This is a genomic window from Polaromonas sp. (assembly GCF_041689105.1).
In the GTDB taxonomy this organism is placed as follows: Bacteria; Pseudomonadota; Gammaproteobacteria; order Burkholderiales; family Burkholderiaceae_C; genus Polaromonas.
Genome location: NZ_JBDNGU010000195.1, coordinates 21,437 through 36,902, shown reverse-complemented (window position 1 = coordinate 36,902; position 15,466 = coordinate 21,437). Strand labels below are relative to the sequence as shown.

General features: G+C 60.8%; 14 protein-coding genes and 1 tRNA gene. 10 read left to right on the top strand and 5 right to left on the bottom strand.

The window, feature by feature from the left end; translation table 11 throughout:
* The first annotated feature begins 99 nt into the window (after positions 1-99).
* The 4 genes from ACESMT_RS19480 to ACESMT_RS19465 all read left to right on the top strand — a co-directional run bounded on the left by ACESMT_RS19480 (position 100) and on the right by ACESMT_RS19465 (position 2,013).
* On the top strand, positions 100-525 hold the full coding sequence (locus tag ACESMT_RS19480; RefSeq protein ID WP_372828246.1) for an NfeD family protein: 426 nt from the start codon (positions 100-102) through the stop codon (positions 523-525).
* A gap of 24 nt (positions 526-549) precedes the next feature.
* Positions 550-1,464 (top strand): SPFH domain-containing protein, encoded by a 915-nt coding sequence (locus ACESMT_RS19475; RefSeq protein ID WP_372828245.1) that lies wholly within the window; start codon positions 550-552, stop codon positions 1,462-1,464.
* A gap of 26 nt (positions 1,465-1,490) precedes the next feature.
* Positions 1,491-1,865, top strand: a complete 375-nt coding sequence (locus ACESMT_RS19470) for a DUF2237 family protein (RefSeq protein ID WP_372828244.1) — start codon at positions 1,491-1,493, stop codon at positions 1,863-1,865.
* Between the two features lie 58 nt (positions 1,866-1,923).
* Positions 1,924-2,013 (top strand) — tRNA-Ser (locus ACESMT_RS19465).
* A gap of 278 nt (positions 2,014-2,291) precedes the next feature.
* On the opposite strand, the gene ACESMT_RS19460 is transcribed toward ACESMT_RS19465, so the two are convergent.
* From ACESMT_RS19460 to ACESMT_RS19445, 4 genes are all read right to left on the bottom strand, one after another.
* Positions 2,292-3,485 carry a branched-chain amino acid ABC transporter substrate-binding protein gene (locus ACESMT_RS19460; protein ID WP_372828243.1) on the bottom strand — a complete coding sequence of 398 codons (1,194 nt, stop codon included), beginning with the start codon at positions 3,483-3,485 and terminating at the stop codon, positions 2,292-2,294.
* 196 nt (positions 3,486-3,681) lie between these two features.
* Entirely contained in the window at positions 3,682-4,023 is a 342-nt protein-coding gene (locus ACESMT_RS19455; protein WP_372828242.1) for a hypothetical protein, read from the bottom strand.
* Positions 4,024-4,081: 58 nt separating this feature from the next.
* Positions 4,082-4,516 (bottom strand): DNA polymerase III subunit chi, encoded by a 435-nt coding sequence (locus ACESMT_RS19450; protein WP_372828241.1) that lies wholly within the window; start codon positions 4,514-4,516, stop codon positions 4,082-4,084.
* Positions 4,513-6,027 carry a leucyl aminopeptidase gene (locus ACESMT_RS19445; protein ID WP_372828240.1) on the bottom strand — a complete coding sequence of 505 codons (1,515 nt, stop codon included), beginning with the start codon at positions 6,025-6,027 and terminating at the stop codon, positions 4,513-4,515. The genes ACESMT_RS19450 and ACESMT_RS19445 overlap by 4 nt, the downstream gene beginning before the upstream one ends.
* 72 nt (positions 6,028-6,099) lie before the next feature.
* On the opposite strand from ACESMT_RS19445, the gene lptF reads away from it, so the two are divergent.
* The 6 genes from lptF to ACESMT_RS19415 all read left to right on the top strand — a co-directional run bounded on the left by lptF (position 6,100) and on the right by ACESMT_RS19415 (position 11,331).
* On the top strand, positions 6,100-7,212 hold the full coding sequence (lptF, locus tag ACESMT_RS19440) for an LPS export ABC transporter permease LptF (RefSeq protein WP_372828239.1): 1,113 nt from the start codon (positions 6,100-6,102) through the stop codon (positions 7,210-7,212).
* A complete protein-coding gene (gene lptG / locus ACESMT_RS19435; protein ID WP_372828238.1) occupies positions 7,209-8,363 on the top strand; it encodes an LPS export ABC transporter permease LptG in 1,155 nt (384 codons plus the stop codon). The genes lptF and lptG overlap by 4 nt, the downstream gene beginning before the upstream one ends.
* The gene (locus ACESMT_RS19430) at positions 8,363-8,725 is read left to right on the top strand and encodes a sirohydrochlorin chelatase (protein ID WP_372828237.1); all 363 of its coding nucleotides are present in this window, start codon (positions 8,363-8,365) and stop codon (positions 8,723-8,725) included. The genes lptG and ACESMT_RS19430 overlap by 1 nt, the downstream gene beginning before the upstream one ends.
* 87 nt (positions 8,726-8,812) lie before the next feature.
* Complete coding sequence (locus ACESMT_RS19425; protein ID WP_372828236.1) at positions 8,813-9,757, top strand: CysB family HTH-type transcriptional regulator; 945 nt, start codon at positions 8,813-8,815, stop codon at positions 9,755-9,757.
* Positions 9,758-9,780: 23 nt separating this feature from the next.
* The gene (locus ACESMT_RS19420; RefSeq protein WP_372828235.1) at positions 9,781-10,956 is read left to right on the top strand and encodes a pyridoxal phosphate-dependent aminotransferase; all 1,176 of its coding nucleotides are present in this window, start codon (positions 9,781-9,783) and stop codon (positions 10,954-10,956) included.
* 216 nt (positions 10,957-11,172) lie between these two features.
* Complete coding sequence (locus ACESMT_RS19415; protein ID WP_372828234.1) at positions 11,173-11,331, top strand: DUF3309 family protein; 159 nt, start codon at positions 11,173-11,175, stop codon at positions 11,329-11,331.
* A gap of 156 nt (positions 11,332-11,487) precedes the next feature.
* Here ACESMT_RS19415 and hrpA read toward each other — a convergent pair whose 3' ends face one another.
* Positions 11,488-15,327 carry an ATP-dependent RNA helicase HrpA gene (gene hrpA / locus ACESMT_RS19410; RefSeq protein ID WP_372828262.1) on the bottom strand — a complete coding sequence of 1,280 codons (3,840 nt, stop codon included), beginning with the start codon at positions 15,325-15,327 and terminating at the stop codon, positions 11,488-11,490.
* Positions 15,328-15,466: the final 139 nt, after the last annotated feature.

Below are 15,466 nucleotides of genomic sequence, written 5' to 3'. Positions count from 1 at the left end.
AAGCAATAAGGCAAAGTGTAAGGACATATGACTGCCCGCGTTATGTCAAAAAGACTATTTGCAGCAAAATGTAGTCCATCACCGACACAAGGAGATCACATGACCGAATCAACCATCTGGTGGTTGCTTGCAGGTGGGGCAGTTATTGCAGAGTTGCTCACCGGTACTTTTTTCCTGCTGATGATCAGCCTGGGAATGGCGGCAGCGGCACTCGCCGCGCATTCCGGTGCCGGCTCGACAACGCAGATGCTGGCCGCTGCAATCATAGGAGGCGGTGCAGTGGTCGTGTGCTACTTCGTCAAGAAAAAACGTCCGCATGATCCATCTGCACGCGCCGATCGCAGTGTCAATCTTGACATTGGCGAAAAGGTGCTGATCGAGGAATGGAGTGCGGATGGAACGGCTGCGGTGAAATACCGTGGCGCGATCTGGACGGCGATTCATCGAACGGGCAGCACACCCTCCGCCGGACTTCACCAGATAGCCGAACTGGTCGGCAGCAGATTGCTGGTCGACAAACTCTAACCTTCTCAAAAAGAAAGATCCCCCATGGAAATTGCCATCATCATTGTCGTCATTGCAGTGATTTTCATCACTCGGTCCATCAAGGTGGTACCGCAGCAAAACTCATGGGTCGTCGAGCGCCTGGGGAAATACCATGCCAGCCTGACGCCAGGACTGAATTTTCTGGTTCCCTTCATTGACAGCGTAGCCTACAAACACTCCCTCAAGGAGATCCCGCTGGACATCCCGAGCCAAGTCTGTATCACGCGCGACAACACGCAATTGCAGGTCGATGGCATTTTGTACTTCCAGGTCACGGATCCGATGCGCGCCAGCTACGGGTCGTCCAATTATATTGTGGCGATCTCTCAGCTGGCACAAACCTCGCTGCGCAGCGTGATCGGCAAGCTTGAACTCGACAAGACTTTTGAAGAGCGCGCCATCATCAATGCCCAGGTGGTCGCCGCCATTGACGAGGCCGCGATGAACTGGGGCGTGAAAGTCCTGCGTTATGAAATCAAGGACTTGACGCCACCCAAAGAAATCCTGCTTGCCATGCAGTCGCAGATCACCGCTGAACGGGAAAAACGCGCATTGATTGCAGCATCCGAAGGCCGCAAGCAAGAGCAGATCAACATTGCCAACGGTGAACGCGAAGCTTTTATTGCACGCTCCGAGGGTGAAAAACAGGCCGCCATCAACAATGCACAAGGTGAAGCATCTGCCATCCTGGCAGTCGCTGAAGCCAACGCAAGAGCCATCGAGGTCGTTGCATTGGCGATTCGTCAGCCCGGCGGTGAACAGGCCGTGCAGCTCAAGGTGGCGGAAAAAGCGGTCGAAGCCTATGCCAGCGTTGCCGCAGATGCCAAGACCACACTGATTGTGCCCAGCAACATGACTGAAGTTTCCGCCTTGATTTCCTCGGCGATGAAAATGGTGCAATCCAGCCAGGCCAGTTGACCCGATCTGGCAAAAGCATAAAAAAAATGACCCTCATGAACGTGCTCGGCACCGAGCTGGTCCCCTGCTCCTACGACCCGCTGACCGGGTATTTTCGTGACGGTTGCTGCAACACCGATGAGTCTGACCTGGGCTCTCACCTGGTATGCGTCAGGGTAACGGCGGACTTTCTGGCCTTTACAGCAGAGCGCGGCAACGACCTGTCCACGCCCCGGCCAGAATACCGCTTTGCCGGCCTGAGACCAGGTGACCGCTGGTGCCTCTGTGCCAACCGCTGGCGCGAGGCGCTGGAAGCCGGCTTCGCGCCGCCGGTCGTGCTGGAGTCCACACACATCCGGGCCCTGGAGTTTGTGACCCGGACCCAGCTGGAAAAACACCGCTTCCACAGCGCCTTGCATTGAATGCAGACCAAGAGGTGGCTTGAGGTAGCACCCGGCCTGCTACAATCTGAGGCTTCGCGGAAGGGTGGATGAGCGGTTTAAGTCACACGCCTGGAAAGCGTGCGTGGGGTTATACCCACCGCGGGTTCGAATCCCGCCTCTTCCGCCAGTTAGTACAGTTGCCGTGAGTTCCGACACGGTGGTGAAACTCCTGAAAGCCCAGCCTGTCTGGGTTTTTTTGTGCCTGCAACTCGCCGGGCCACGCACCGCAACCCGTCTGTGCCTCCTGCGCATAACGATCGGAATCGGAATCCCCAGATCACTGTGAGGACTCGATGAAAATTCACAAGCCTTGCAGGCTGGCGGCACGGCATACGAGCTCCTGGGTGTCGCGTTGAAGCAAAAAAAAGCCACCTTGCGGTGGCTTTTTTGCTGAGGACCGAAAACTTATTCCAGAGCCGTTTTCTTGCCGTCCTTGTAGGTGTACAAGGTGATGGACGGATTCTTCAGTTCACCGTTAGGCAAGAACTCGATGGTAGTGGTCACGCCTTTGTAGCTGGTCTTGATCAGCTCGGGGATGTAGACAGCCGGATCGATCGAATTGGCACGTTTCATTGCATCAACCAGAACGAAGGTGGCGTCGTAGGTGTACGGGCTGTAGACCTGGAACTGGTTCGGATACTTCTCGTCGTAGCGTTTTTTCCACTCGGTTCCGCCTGGCATTTTGGCCAGCGATGCGCCACCTTCGGCGCAGATCACGTTGTCGAGGGTTTTGGCGCCGCCAGCGAGCTTGGCAATCTCGGAGGTGCAGATGCCGTCACCGCCGAAATACTTGACCTTGCTCATGCCGAGCTGCTCCATCTGGCGCAGCATGGGGCCGGCTTGGGGGTCCATGCCGCCGTAGAACACGGCATCAGGGGCTTTGGCCTTGATGGCGGTCAGGATGGCCATAAAGTCGGTGGCCTTGTCGGTGGTGAACTGCTCATCCACCACGGTCATGCCTTTTTCCTTGGCGGTCTTCTTGAAGATGTCGGCAACGCCCTGGCCGTAGGCAGAACGGTCGTCGATGACAGCCACTTTTTTGAGCTTCAGGGTGTCGGCGGCATAAAACGCCAGGCCGGAGCCCAATGCCAGGTCATTGGCAATGATGCGGTAGGTGGTCTTGTAGCCAGGCTTGGTCAGGTCCGGATTGGTCGCGGCGCCGGTCACGTGCGGAATGCCGCAGTCGTTGTAGACCTTGGAGGCTGGAATGGTCGTGCCTGAATTGAGGTGACCGACCACGCCGGCAACTTTGGAGTCGCACAGTTTTTGTGCAGCAGCGGTGCCCTGTTTTGGATCAGCGGCATCGTCTTCGGCGACGATTTCAAAAGTGGCCTTTTTGCCACCGATCATGACGCCTTGTTTATTCAGGTCTTCAATGGCCATACGCACGCCATTTTCATTGTCCTTGCCGTAGTGGGCTTGAGCGCCTGAAATGGGGGCAACGTGACCAATCTTGACAACAATCGTATCGCCGGCGGGGGCAGGAGCCGCAGCGACCGGAGCAGCAGGTGCAGTGGCAGCAGGTGCGGCTTCTTCTTTTTTCCCGCAGGCGACTACCAATGTGGCGGCCAAAGCGACCGCAGTCCATTTCATTTGCATAAATACACTCCAATTAGGAAATTACCGTTAAAGGTTGAGAACAGTTTTTTTGCTCAACGGCACAGAACATACCGCAATTTTCGCGCCCACACCATAGCAAGGAGCCCTAGGGTGTTGCTGCCGCCACGACGAAAGAACGGAAAGTGTTCAGGTATTAGCGGTTCTAATAAGGCTTGGAGCCGGACACTGCGTATTGTCAGGGCCGGTCCTGCCACTGGCTGGCCAGTTCCTGCTCAAACGCCTGATTGACCGACTGGCGCACGACAATTTCGATTTCATCGCGGAGGCTGGGCGCCAGCGCCTGGGTGTGCTCCAGCACCAGCCGGCCCACCGTCTCACGGAGTAGCCGGTCCAGCGTCAGGTCCACGCGCTGCATCACGCGATGCACCATCTGTTCCTGAAGGTGCCCCTTGCCGGGCGCATCGGCACCCTCGGTACTGGCAGCCGGGGTGTTGGCAGCGGCAGGCTCAGGGGCGACCGGCTGGACAACTTCCGTCAAGGTGGGCACAAAACGCGGTGGCGGGGTCGTGCGACTCATTGGACAAGTCTCGCCGGGCAGGATGTGGTGCCAAGACCCTCCGCAATGGCCGCCCAGCTCATGCCCCGCCCCCCTGCGCAAGGTCATGCCGCCTCATGGCATAACCGCGATCGGTGTAATGCTTCCATCGGCTGCGCGCTGCAGCCCGGTCCTCATCGGCAAGGGTCACCAGCTCGATAAAACGCTCGAAGCGCTCAAAGCCATCCGGTACCTGCTGACCAAGGTTCACCAACACGTCATGGTGCGGGCAGGCTTCGAGCGAGCGCGCCAGCAGCACCGGCGTGGCGGCCACGGTGGCCGCTGAGGCGTCCAACTGGCAATGCGGCACAAACTCCAGCGGCGAAAACGTCCACAACATCTGGTCCAGCCGGCCCAGCGCGTCAGGCTCACCCGTTACCACCACGCGCGCGCCGTTGCCCCAGGCTTTGCGCAGCAGGCGGCAGCTGTACGCCAGCTTGTCCGGCACATTAAAATGGAACGCGACTTCGGTCATGCGCGGGACACGCTCCGCTTTTTAGAGGAGGGCCTGGCAGCTTTGGCAGCTTTGGCAACTTTGGAGGTCTGGACCTGGCTGAGCAGAAAATCGACCAGCAGCGGCACCGGCCGCCCGGTCGATCCTTTGGCTGCCCCGCTTTTCCAGGCCGTACCCGCGATATCCAGATGGGCCCAGGGAAATTTTCCAGCGAACCGCTGCAGAAACTTGGCCGCCGTGATGGCGCCGCCGGCACGCCCGGCCACATTGGCCACATCGGCAAAATGGGTCTTGAGGCCATCCGCATACTCATCGTCCAGCGGCATGCGCCAGCACAGGTCCATCGAGCTGTCGCCGGCTTGGGCCAGCGCGTGGGCCAGCGCATCGTCGCTGGAAAACATGCCGCTTCGCACGCCGCCCAGCGCAATCACGCAGGCGCCCGTGAGGGTGGCTATGTCCACTACAGCGCGCGGCTTGAAACGCTCTGCGTAGGTCAGGGCGTCGCACAGCACCAGCCGGCCTTCCGCGTCAGTGTTGAGAATTTCGATGGTCTGCCCGCTCATGCTGGTAACCACATCGCCGGGTTTGACAGCGCGGCCGTCCGGCATGTTCTCGCAGGCGGGGATCAGACCCACCACATTGAGCGCCGGCTGAAGCTCGGCCAGCGCCCGGAAGGTCCCGAGCACGCTGGCGGCACCGCCCATGTCGTACTTCATTTCGTCCATTTCAGCGGCGGGCTTGATGGAGATGCCGCCAGTGTCAAAGGTGATGCCCTTGCCGATCAGCAGCACTGGTGCTTCGGTTTTGGAGCCCCCCTCATAACGCAGCACAATAAAACGCAGCGGCTCGTCGGAGCCTCGGGCGACCGCCATGAACGAGCCCATGCCGAGTTTCGCCACTTCCTTCGGACCGAGAACCTCGACCTTGATGCGGGGCAGCTTGCCGAGCTCTTTGGCGGCCTGAGCCAGCAGCGTTGGGGTGGCATGGTTGGCCGGGCGGTTGGCCCACTCCCGTGTCAGCGCCAGGCCCATGGACAGGCCGACGCCCTTGTCAAATCCGGCCTGGTTGGCCGCCAGTGAGGACACGGCAAGCACCACACGCTGCAGCTTTTGCCCAGGCGGCTTTGATTTTGTGGTGGCGTAGGCATAACTGGCGTCTGCACAGGCCAGCACCGCCGCGCGGGCGGCGTCATGACCCGCCTTGGGCAAGCCCACCAGGCTCAGCACCACGCGCTGGACATTGGTGGTTTTCAGGCCCACCATCGCCGCGCTTACGGCGGTCCTGATGTTTTTTGCGCTGCCATCGCCAGCGCCTGCGAACAGCACCCGCGTTGCGCTGATGCCCTGGGGCCGGTAGGCACTGAGCAGTTTGCCGGGCTTACTCTCAAAATCTCCTGACTTGATGGCCAGCGCCGCCATTTTGGAGACGGCGTCGGAACCGGACGCGGCATCGCCACCGACCAGCACAATCAAGGCATCACATTTCTCGGCGCAAAGGCGGGCAGCGGTCAGGGTTTTGAGTTCAAAGTCCATAATTGGGAGTTGGGTGCCGTAACCGTTGGGTCCGGCGTTGGTAGTTAAGCAGGGAAGGCACAGTTTCAGGCAATGTTATTCCAATCTTCGATCCGCAAGGAGTTGGCGCGCAGTTTCGGGGCGACGCTTGTGGTTTTGTTGACCATTGTGATCACCATCATCCTGATCCGTACGCTGGGCCAGGCCTCTCGCGGCAGCGTCAACCCGCAGGACGTGATGATGGTCATGGGCTACTCGGCGCTCGGACGCCTGCCCATCATCCTGACGCTGTCCCTGTTTGTCGCCATGGTCAGCACCCTGTCGCGCATGTACCGCGACAGCGAGATGGTGGTGTGGTTTGTCAGCGGCCGTGGCCTGGCCATTTTTCTGGTCCCGCTGTTCCGCTTTGCCTGGCCCGTGTTGCTGGTGATCACGCTGATGTCGGTGTTTGTCTGGCCCTGGTCGAACCAGCAGGCGCAAGACATGAAAGACCGCTACGAGCAGCGCGGCGACCTGGAGCGCGTCTCGCCCGGTCAGTTCCAGGAGTCGTCCAACGGCAACCGGGTGTTTTTTATAGACCGCGACACCAGCCAGGGCAAGGTCAGCAACAACGTGTTTATTTCATCGACGGAAAAGGGGAAAAACGCAGTGACCACGGCCAGCTCGGGCCGGATTGCCACTGTCGGCAACTCGCAACTGCTGCTGCTCAACAACGGCCAGCGGCTTGAGAATGAGATCGGCAAGTCGGCCCTGAAAATCACCGAGTTCGAGGAATACGGCAGCAAGGCCGGCGACAGCCCCCTGATCAATGGCAACACGCCCGAGAAATCCAAGTCCACCCGGGACCTGTTGCGCACGCCCACCCGCCCCAACCAGGGTGAGCTGGCCTGGCGCCTTGGCATGGCGCTGGCCGCCATCAACTTTGTTGTCATCGCGCTGGCGCTGGCCAGCGTCAATCCGCGAGCGGGACGTAGCGGCAACCTCATCTTTGTGCTGTTTACCTTTGTGGTCTATCACAACCTGCTGAACCTGGGCCAGAGCTGGATCACGGTCGGCGTTGCCAGTTTCGGCCCGTTTTTGCTGGCCCTGCACGGCGGCGCGCTGTTGCTGGCCCTGACCTGGCTGTCCAAGCGCCACCTGAACTGGACCTTCAAAGGCGCCGCCAGCCGGCAGCGCAAGCGGCAGGCCGTGAAGGAGGCTGCATGAAAACCATACGCCGCCTGATTTATGGCGAGGTGCTGGGCTCCATCGCTTTTGTGGCGGCCGGCTTTCTCGCGCTATTTTTCTTTTTTGATCTGGTGGACGAGCTGCAGTACCTGGGTAAAAACGCCGCCGGTGCACTCAGCTCCGACGAGAACACCTACCAGATCCGGCACGCACTGCTGTATGTCGCGCTGCTTATTCCCAGCCACCTGTATGAGCTGGTGCCGATCTCGGTGCTCATCGGCGCCATCTTCGTGATGGCACGGCTGGCCCAGAGCTCGGAGTACACCATTTTGCGCACCAGCGGCCTGGAGCCCTGGCGGGCCCTGCGTTTGCTGCTGGCGCTTGGTGCGTTTTTTACCCTTCTGTGTTTTGCGATTGGCGATTACCTCGCCCCGGCCGCTGACCGCAGTGCCCAGTTGCTCAAGGCCCGGTATCAGGGCCGCATCACCATCGGCCAGACCGGCACCTGGCTCAAGGAAAAACAGGCCTACAACAGCTATGTTGTGAATGTGGGAGCGCTCTCGTCCACCAACGAAATGCAGGGTGTGCGCGTGTTCGAGTTCAACAACCGGGGCCTGCTGGTGTCCATCACGCAGTCTCCGCTCGCCAGGTTTGCGGCCGACGACTCGTGGCAACTCGAAGGCGGAACCCGGACCGATTTCACCGTCAAAGCCGGGCAGGTCACCGCCACAGAAGCCGGCCGCGACTCCGCCAAAATCACCATCAACAAGATTGAACGGTTTCGCTGGCCCACCGAAATCAGCGCAGAGATGGTGTCGGTGGCAGTGCTCAAGCCCGAGCGCATGAGCACCATCGACCTGTTTGCCTATATCCGCCACCTGAACGCCAACGGCCAGACCGCCCAGCGCTACGAGATCGAGTTCTGGAAAAAAGTTTTCTACCCGCTGAGCTGCCTGGTCATGGTGGTGCTGGCCCTTCCCTTTGCCTACTTGCACTTTCGCAGCGGCGGCATCGCGGGGTATGTGTTCGGCGGCGTCATGATTGGCATCAGCTTCTTTTTGCTCAACAACGTGTTCGGCTATATCGGCAACCTGCAGAGCTGGCGGCCCTGGCTGGCGGCGGCGGCCCCGGGCCTGCTCTACATGGCGATTTCGCTGGGCGCCTTCGGCTGGCTGGTGCTGAGGCGCTGATGGACAAGCGCGGCATCATCCTGTTTGCGCACGGCTCGCGCGACCCCTTGTGGCGCCTGCCCATAGAAGCCGTGGCCGAGGCCATACGCGCACGCGATCCTCATGCGCTGGTTTGCTGCGCCTACCTGGAGCTGTCCGAACCGGACCTGGCGCAAGCCGCCATGGATCTGATCGCTGCCGGCGCCCGGCAGCTCAGGGTCTTTCCGCTGTTTCTAGGAGTGGGCAAACACGCCCGGGAAGACCTTCCCAGCCTGATCGCACAACTCAAGGCCCGGCACCCGGGTGTGCCGGTGGAATTAATGCCGACGGCCGGCGAGTACCCGCAACTGACGGCGCTGATGGCGGACATCGCCCTGTCCTGAACGCGCTGGCCTGGTTTTTTTTGGCCTGCGCCTGATTTACTTAGGTTCAAACGGCATAATAAAATAAACAATTAGCCGAAATAGCATATGAACCTCCATCAATTCCGGTTTGTCCAGGAAGCCGTCCGGCGCAACCTCAACCTCACGGAAACCGCTCGCTCCCTGCACACCTCCCAGCCCGGCGTGTCCAAGGCCATCATTGAGCTGGAAGAAGAGCTGGGTGTGGAAATTTTCGCGCGCCACGGCAAACGCCTCAAACGCGTCACCGAACCCGGTGACCACGTCCTCAAAAGCATAGACATCATCATGCGCGAGGTCGGCAACCTGCGGCGCATCGGCGAGCAGTATTCGGCGCAGGACAGCGGCACCCTCTCGATTGCCACCACCCACACCCAGGCGCGGTACGTGTTGCCGGTGCCGGTGGCGAAACTGCGCGAAGCCTTTCCCAAAGTCAATGTCAGCCTGCACCAGGGCTCGCCCGACCAGGTGGCCCGCATGCTGATCGATGAAGTTGCCGAAATCGGCATCGCCACCGAGTCGCTGGCGCAGTACGACGAACTCGTCACCCTGCCCTGCTACGAATGGCAGCACATGCTGGTGATGCCGCTGGACCATCCGCTGGCGAAACAGGAAGAGATCACGCTGGAAGACCTGGCCGGGCAGCCGCTGATCACCTACCACCCGTCCTTCACCGGCCGCACCAAGGTGGACCAGGCCTTTGCCGCCAAACACCTGCACCCGCGCATTGCGCTGGAAGCCATTGACTCCGATGTGATCAAGACCTATGTGCGCCTGGGCCTGGGCATCGGCATCGTGGCCGAGATGGCGCTCAAGGACGACGGCACCAACAGCGACTTGCTGGCACGGCCGGCCGGCCCCCTGTTTGGCGCGAATGTGGCGCGCGTCGCTTTCAAGCGCAGCGCTTACCTCCGCAACTTCGTCTACAAGTTTGCCGAGCTGATCAATGACCGACTCGACCGAACCCAGATCACCCGGGCCATGGGCAGCCGCCATGGCGATTTCGAACTCTGAACCACCCGCAACCGCCGACAACCATGACGCCTGTTCAAGAATACACGCCGACCCTGCAGACCAAACTGCCTGCCGTGGGCACCACCATCTTCACGGTGATGTCGACCCTGGCCTCGGAAAAAGGCGCGGTCAACCTCGGCCAGGGTTTCCCGGATTTTGAATGTGACCCGCAGCTCGTCGGGGCCGTCACCGACGCCATGACACGCGGCCTGAACCAGTACCCGCCCATGACCGGCGTGCCGGTGCTGCGCGAGGCTATTGCCGCCAAGCTGCAGCAGCTGCATGGCCGGGCCTACAACCCGAACACCGAAATCACCGTGACGGCCGGCGCCACGCAGGCCATCATCACCGTCGTCCTGGCCGTGGTTCATCCCGGCGATGAAGTCATCGTGCTGGAACCCTGTTATGACAGCTACGTGCCCAACATCGAGCTGGCCGGCGGCGTGGCCGTGCGCGTGCCGCTGGTCCCCGGCAGCTTCCGGCCCGACTTCGACAAAATTTCCAACGCACTCAGCGCCAGGACCCGCGCCATCATCATCAACTCGCCGCACAACCCCAGCGCCACGGTCTGGACGCGCGAGGACATGCTGCGCCTGCAGGAGATCCTGGCACCCACCGACGTACTGCTGATCAGCGACGAGGTGTATGAACACATGGTCTTCGACGCGGCGCAGGGCCGCGTTCACCAGAGCGCCGCGCGTTTTCCCGGTCTGGCCGCGCGCGCGTTCATTGTCAGCAGCTTCGGCAAGACCTACCATGTGACTGGCTGGAAGGTCGGTTATGTGGCGGCGCCGGCGGCGCTGACGGAGGAGTTCCGCAAGGTGCACCAGTTCAACGTCTTCACCGTCAACACGCCGGTGCAGCACGGCCTGGCTGCGTACATGCTTGATGCCCGGCCTTACCTGGACCTGCCGGCGTTCTACCAGCGCAAGCGCGACCTGTTCCGTGCCGGGCTGGCTGGCACCCGCTTCAAACTGCTGCCCAGCGAAGGCAGCTACTTCCAGTGCGTGGACATCTCGGCGGTGAGCGACTTGGGCGAAGCGGACTTCTGCAAGTGGCTCACGACCGAGATCGGCGTCGCCGCCATTCCGCTGTCCGCGTTTTACGGCGACGGCTTCGACCAACGCGTGGTGCGCTTTTGTTTTGCAAAGAAGGATGAAACGCTGAACATGGCTCTGGGACGCCTGGCCAAACTTTAGTAGCTATCGATTTGATAGCTACCTACGACAGATGCATAAGGGCGCAAGGCTGATTTCTTCATAAAATTCTGCAGCGAAACTCTGGGCGAAATGCTGGCGAGAGCCCGTTGCTGTCGCGAACTGTAGGAACTCCCTGACGGTCTCGCAGCGTGCCTTCCTGCCGGTTTCAGCCCGACGGCAGACAACAATCGACACACACAAAACAAGGAGTTCTCCATGTCGATTTCACTCATTCTGCTCATCGTCCTTATCCTGATCCTGGTAGGTGCGCTGCCGACCTGGGGCCACAGCCGCAGTTGGGGTTACGGTCCCAGCGGTGGCCTGGGGCTCGTCGTGGTTGTTCTCCTCGTCCTGCTGCTGATGGGCAAGATTTAAAAATTACGCGTCCACAAAGAAGGGGCTCGACTTCCAAGGTCGAGCCCCTTCTTTTTTCCGAATGGCTGGAAAGTTTTCATGAGTTCGGCGCGGAGCGTGCCGGCGAATGTCCAAGCAGAGTCTATAAGTCCGCAGCGGTGCTGCCATGGTTGCATGTCAGTTGACCAGTTGGAGCCAGGCTTTGTCCAGCCGCTTGATGCTGACAGGTTGCGGTGTGCGCAGCTCCTGCGCAAAAAAGCTCACGCGCAGTTCTTCGATCAGCCAGCGCAACTCCTGCAGCCGCGCATCGGTCGCGCCCTTGCGCTCTGCCACCAGCCGCCAGTAGCGCTGCTCCTGAGGCCGAAGCTCAGCCAGGCGTGCTGCATCGCGCGCCGGGTCGGAGCGCCATTTTTCCAGCCGCAAGGTGATGGCCTTGAGGTAGCGCGGAAAATGCTGCAATTGGGCATAAGGCGTGCTGGTTAAAAACCGTTTGGGCACCAGGCGCTGCAACTGTTGGGCCGCATCGGCAGACGCTTCAGCAGCGTTTTTTGTGTCCTTGATCTTGCGCTGCGCAGCCGCAAACTCGGCAAGGATGGCAGCCGCCAGGCGCGCTACCTCATTGGCGATCAGGGTCAGCCGCCCTCGCCCGTCGTCGATGCGTTTTCTGAAGTCGACCTCGTTGGTCGGCAGCGCTTCCAGCAGAAACGCACGGTCCAACGCGACTTCGATGATCTGCTCGCGCAATTCCTCCAGCGTGCCGCCGCCCGAGTTGTCGGCGGCGCGGCCGACCAGCATGTAGGCCGTGGCCATTTTCTGCAGGTCGGGCAGATTCTTCTCCAGGTATTTCAGCGCATCCTTGATCTGCAGTGAAAACAGGCGCCGCAGCCCGGCTCGGTGTTTGGTCGCCGCCACATCGGGCTCGTCAAACACTTCGATGGTCACGGCGTCGCCGAGGTCAATCAGCGCCGGGAACCCGATCAGCGTCTGTTTGCCCTTGCTGATCTCCATCAGCTCGGGCAGCTCGCCAAAACTCCAGCCGGTGTAGCGCTCGGGGGTGCGAGCTGTCGTCTTCTGGATTGCTATGTTTTCAGGAGCAGCTTGCGACCGTCCAGAAAGGGCTGGAGGCCTATTTGAATCCAAACCATCAGCTGCTCCGGCGTTTTCGGCTGCCGGCCGGGTTTTCAGGCCGGCCAGTGCCTGGAAGGCCCCGCGGGCCTGCGAGCCGAGTTCGCCCTTGAGCGCACCGATGTTACGCCCCGTGCCCAGTTGACGGCCATGTTCATCCACTACGCGAAAGTTCATGAACAGGTGCGGCGGCAGAATCTCCAGCTTCATGTCGTTGCGCTTGATGTCCAGCGAGGTTGCGTCGCGCACCAGCTTGAGAACCGCATCCGTCAGCGACCCGGCGCCGAACTTCTCCGGCAACAGCAACTCTGTCGCCATGCGCGTCGCGGTCTCGGGCAGCGGCACCAGGCGCGATCGCGGTCGCTGGTGCAGGGTCTTGATCAGCGCCTGGATCTTGTCTTTCAGCATGCCGGGCACCAGCCACTCGCAGCGCTCTTCATTCACCTGGTTCAACGCAAACAGCGGCACGTCCACCGTGACGCCATCCTTGGCGTCGCCCGGTTCGTGCAGATAGGTTGCCAGGCAGTCCACGCCCCCCAGCCGCAATGTTTTGGGAAAGGACTGCGTGGTGATACCGGCTGCTTCGTGGCGCATCAGCTCTTCGCGGCTTAGCAGCAATAGCTTGGGCTGCTTTTTGACCTCGTCTTTGTACCAGTGCTCGCAGCCGGCCCCGGTGCAGATGTCAGCTGGCAACTGCTGGTCATAAAAAGCGTAAATCAGCTCTTCATCGACCAGCACGTCCTGGCGCCGCGCCTTGTGCTCCAGGTCCTGCACCTGCTCAATCAGTTTCAGGTTGGCCGCGAGGAACGGCAGCTTGGTGTCCCAGTTGCCAGCGACCAGCGCCTCACGAATGAAAATCTCCCGCGCCGTGACCGGATCAACGCGGCCAAAATTGACGCGCCGGCCGTTGTAGATGACCAGGCCATAGAGCGTTGCGCGCTCCAGCGCGGTCACCTGCGCGGCCTTTTTCTCCCAATGCGGGTCCAGCAGCTGTTTTTTCAGCAAATGGCCGGCCACCTGCTCGACCCACTGCGGTTCGATGTTGGCGATGCCGCGCCCGAACAGCCGTGTGGTTTCAACCAGTTCGGCCGCCACGATCCAGCGTCCCGGTTTTTTGCTGAGTTTGGCGCCCGGATGCCGGTAAAACTTGATGCCGCGCGCGCCCAGGTACCAGTCCTCCTCCTCATTTTTGATGCCGAGGTTGCCAAGCAAACCGCAGAGCATCGACAGGTGCAGTTGCTCGTAACTGGCGGGCTTGTTGTTGAGCACCCATTTCTGCTCGCCCACCACGCTGTGCAGCTGCGAGTGGATATCGCGCCATTCGCGCACGCGGCGGATGTTGACGTAACTTTCACGCAGCAGGTTCTCGTATTGGCGATTGCTGAGTTTGTGATCCGTCCCATGGCCGCCGCGCACATCGCCCAGCCATTTCCACAGCTTCAGGTAGCCGCTGAACTCGCTTTTTTCGTCGTCAAACTTCGCATGCGCCTGGTCGGCCTGCGCCTGCTTGTCCATGGGCCGGTCGCGCACGTCCTGCACACTGAGTGCACTGGCAATCACCAGCACTTCATCCAGCGCCTGCCTGTCGCGTGCCTCCAGGATCATGCGGCCTACGCGCGGGTCCAGAGGCAACCTGGCCAGGTTGCGGCCCACCAGCGTCAATTCGTTGTCATCGTCCACCGCGCCCAGTTCGGCCAACAACTGGTAGCCATCGGCAATGGCCCGGCCCTGCGGCGGCTCAATGAAGGCAAAACTCTCGATGGTGCCCAGGTGCAGCGCCTTCATGCGCAAAATGACCGCGGCAAGAGAGCTGCGCAAAATTTCAGGATCGGTAAAACGTTGCCGGCCCAAGAAGTCCTGCTCGTCGTACAGGCGGATGCAAATGCCGTCCGCGACACGGCCACAGCGCCCGGCGCGCTGGTTGGCGGCCGCCTGCGACACCGGCTCGACCATGAGTTGTTCGACCTTGTTGCGAAAGCTGTAACGCTTGACGCGGGCCGTGCCGGCATCAATCACGTAACGGATGCCCGGCACCGTCAGCGAGGTCTCGGCCACGTTGGTGGCCAGCACGATGCGCCTGCCGGTGTGGCCGTCAAAAATGCGGTCTTGCTCGGCTTGGCTCAGACGTGCAAACAGCGGCAACACCTCGGCGTTGCGAAACAGCGGCTGGTGCGCCAGGTGTTTGCGCAGGTGGTCCGCAGCTTCGCGGATTTCGCGCTCGCCCGGCAAAAACACCAGGATATCGCCAGCGCTGTGCGGATTGCGCCAGAGCTCGTCCACACCGTCGGCAATCGCGTCATTGAGGTCGTAGTCGCGCGACTCCTCAAACGGCCGGTAGCGTTGCTCCACCGGAAACATGCGGCCCGACACCAGAATCACCGGAGCCGGCCCCTTGCTGGAGGAAAAGTAATCCGCAAAACGCTGCGCGTCAATCGTTGCTGAGGTAATCACGACTTTCAGGTCAGGCCGGCGCGGCAGCAGTTGGCGCAGGTAGCCGAGCAGAAAATCAATGTTCAGGCTGCGCTCGTGCGCCTCGTCAATGATGATGGTGTCGTAGGCCAGCAGTTGCGGATCGGTCTGCGTCTCGGCCAGCAGGATGCCGTCGGTCATCAGCTTGACGGACGCATCACGGCTCAGCCGGTCCTGGAAACGCACCTTGTAGCCCACCACCTCGCCCAAGGGTGTTTTCAGCTCCTCGGCAATGCGTTTGGCGACGCTGGACGCAGCGATGCGTCGCGGCTGGGTATGGCCGATGAGTTTTCCGCGCTCACCGGCGGGGTAGTTGAGCTTGCCGCGCCCCATGGCCAGCGCGATTTTGGGCAGTTGCGTGGTTTTGCCCGAGCCGGTTTCGCCGCAGACGATAAGCACCTGGTGCGCCTGCATGGCGGCCATGATGTCCTCGCGTTTGCCTGAAACGGGCAACGACTCTGGAAACTCGATGTGCAAGGAGGCGTGCAAGACGGAAGATGGCAAAGGGTGGTTCAAACCTTGAATTATCGGTGTTGGCGAGCCCGCCAGAAAAGCCGCGCTG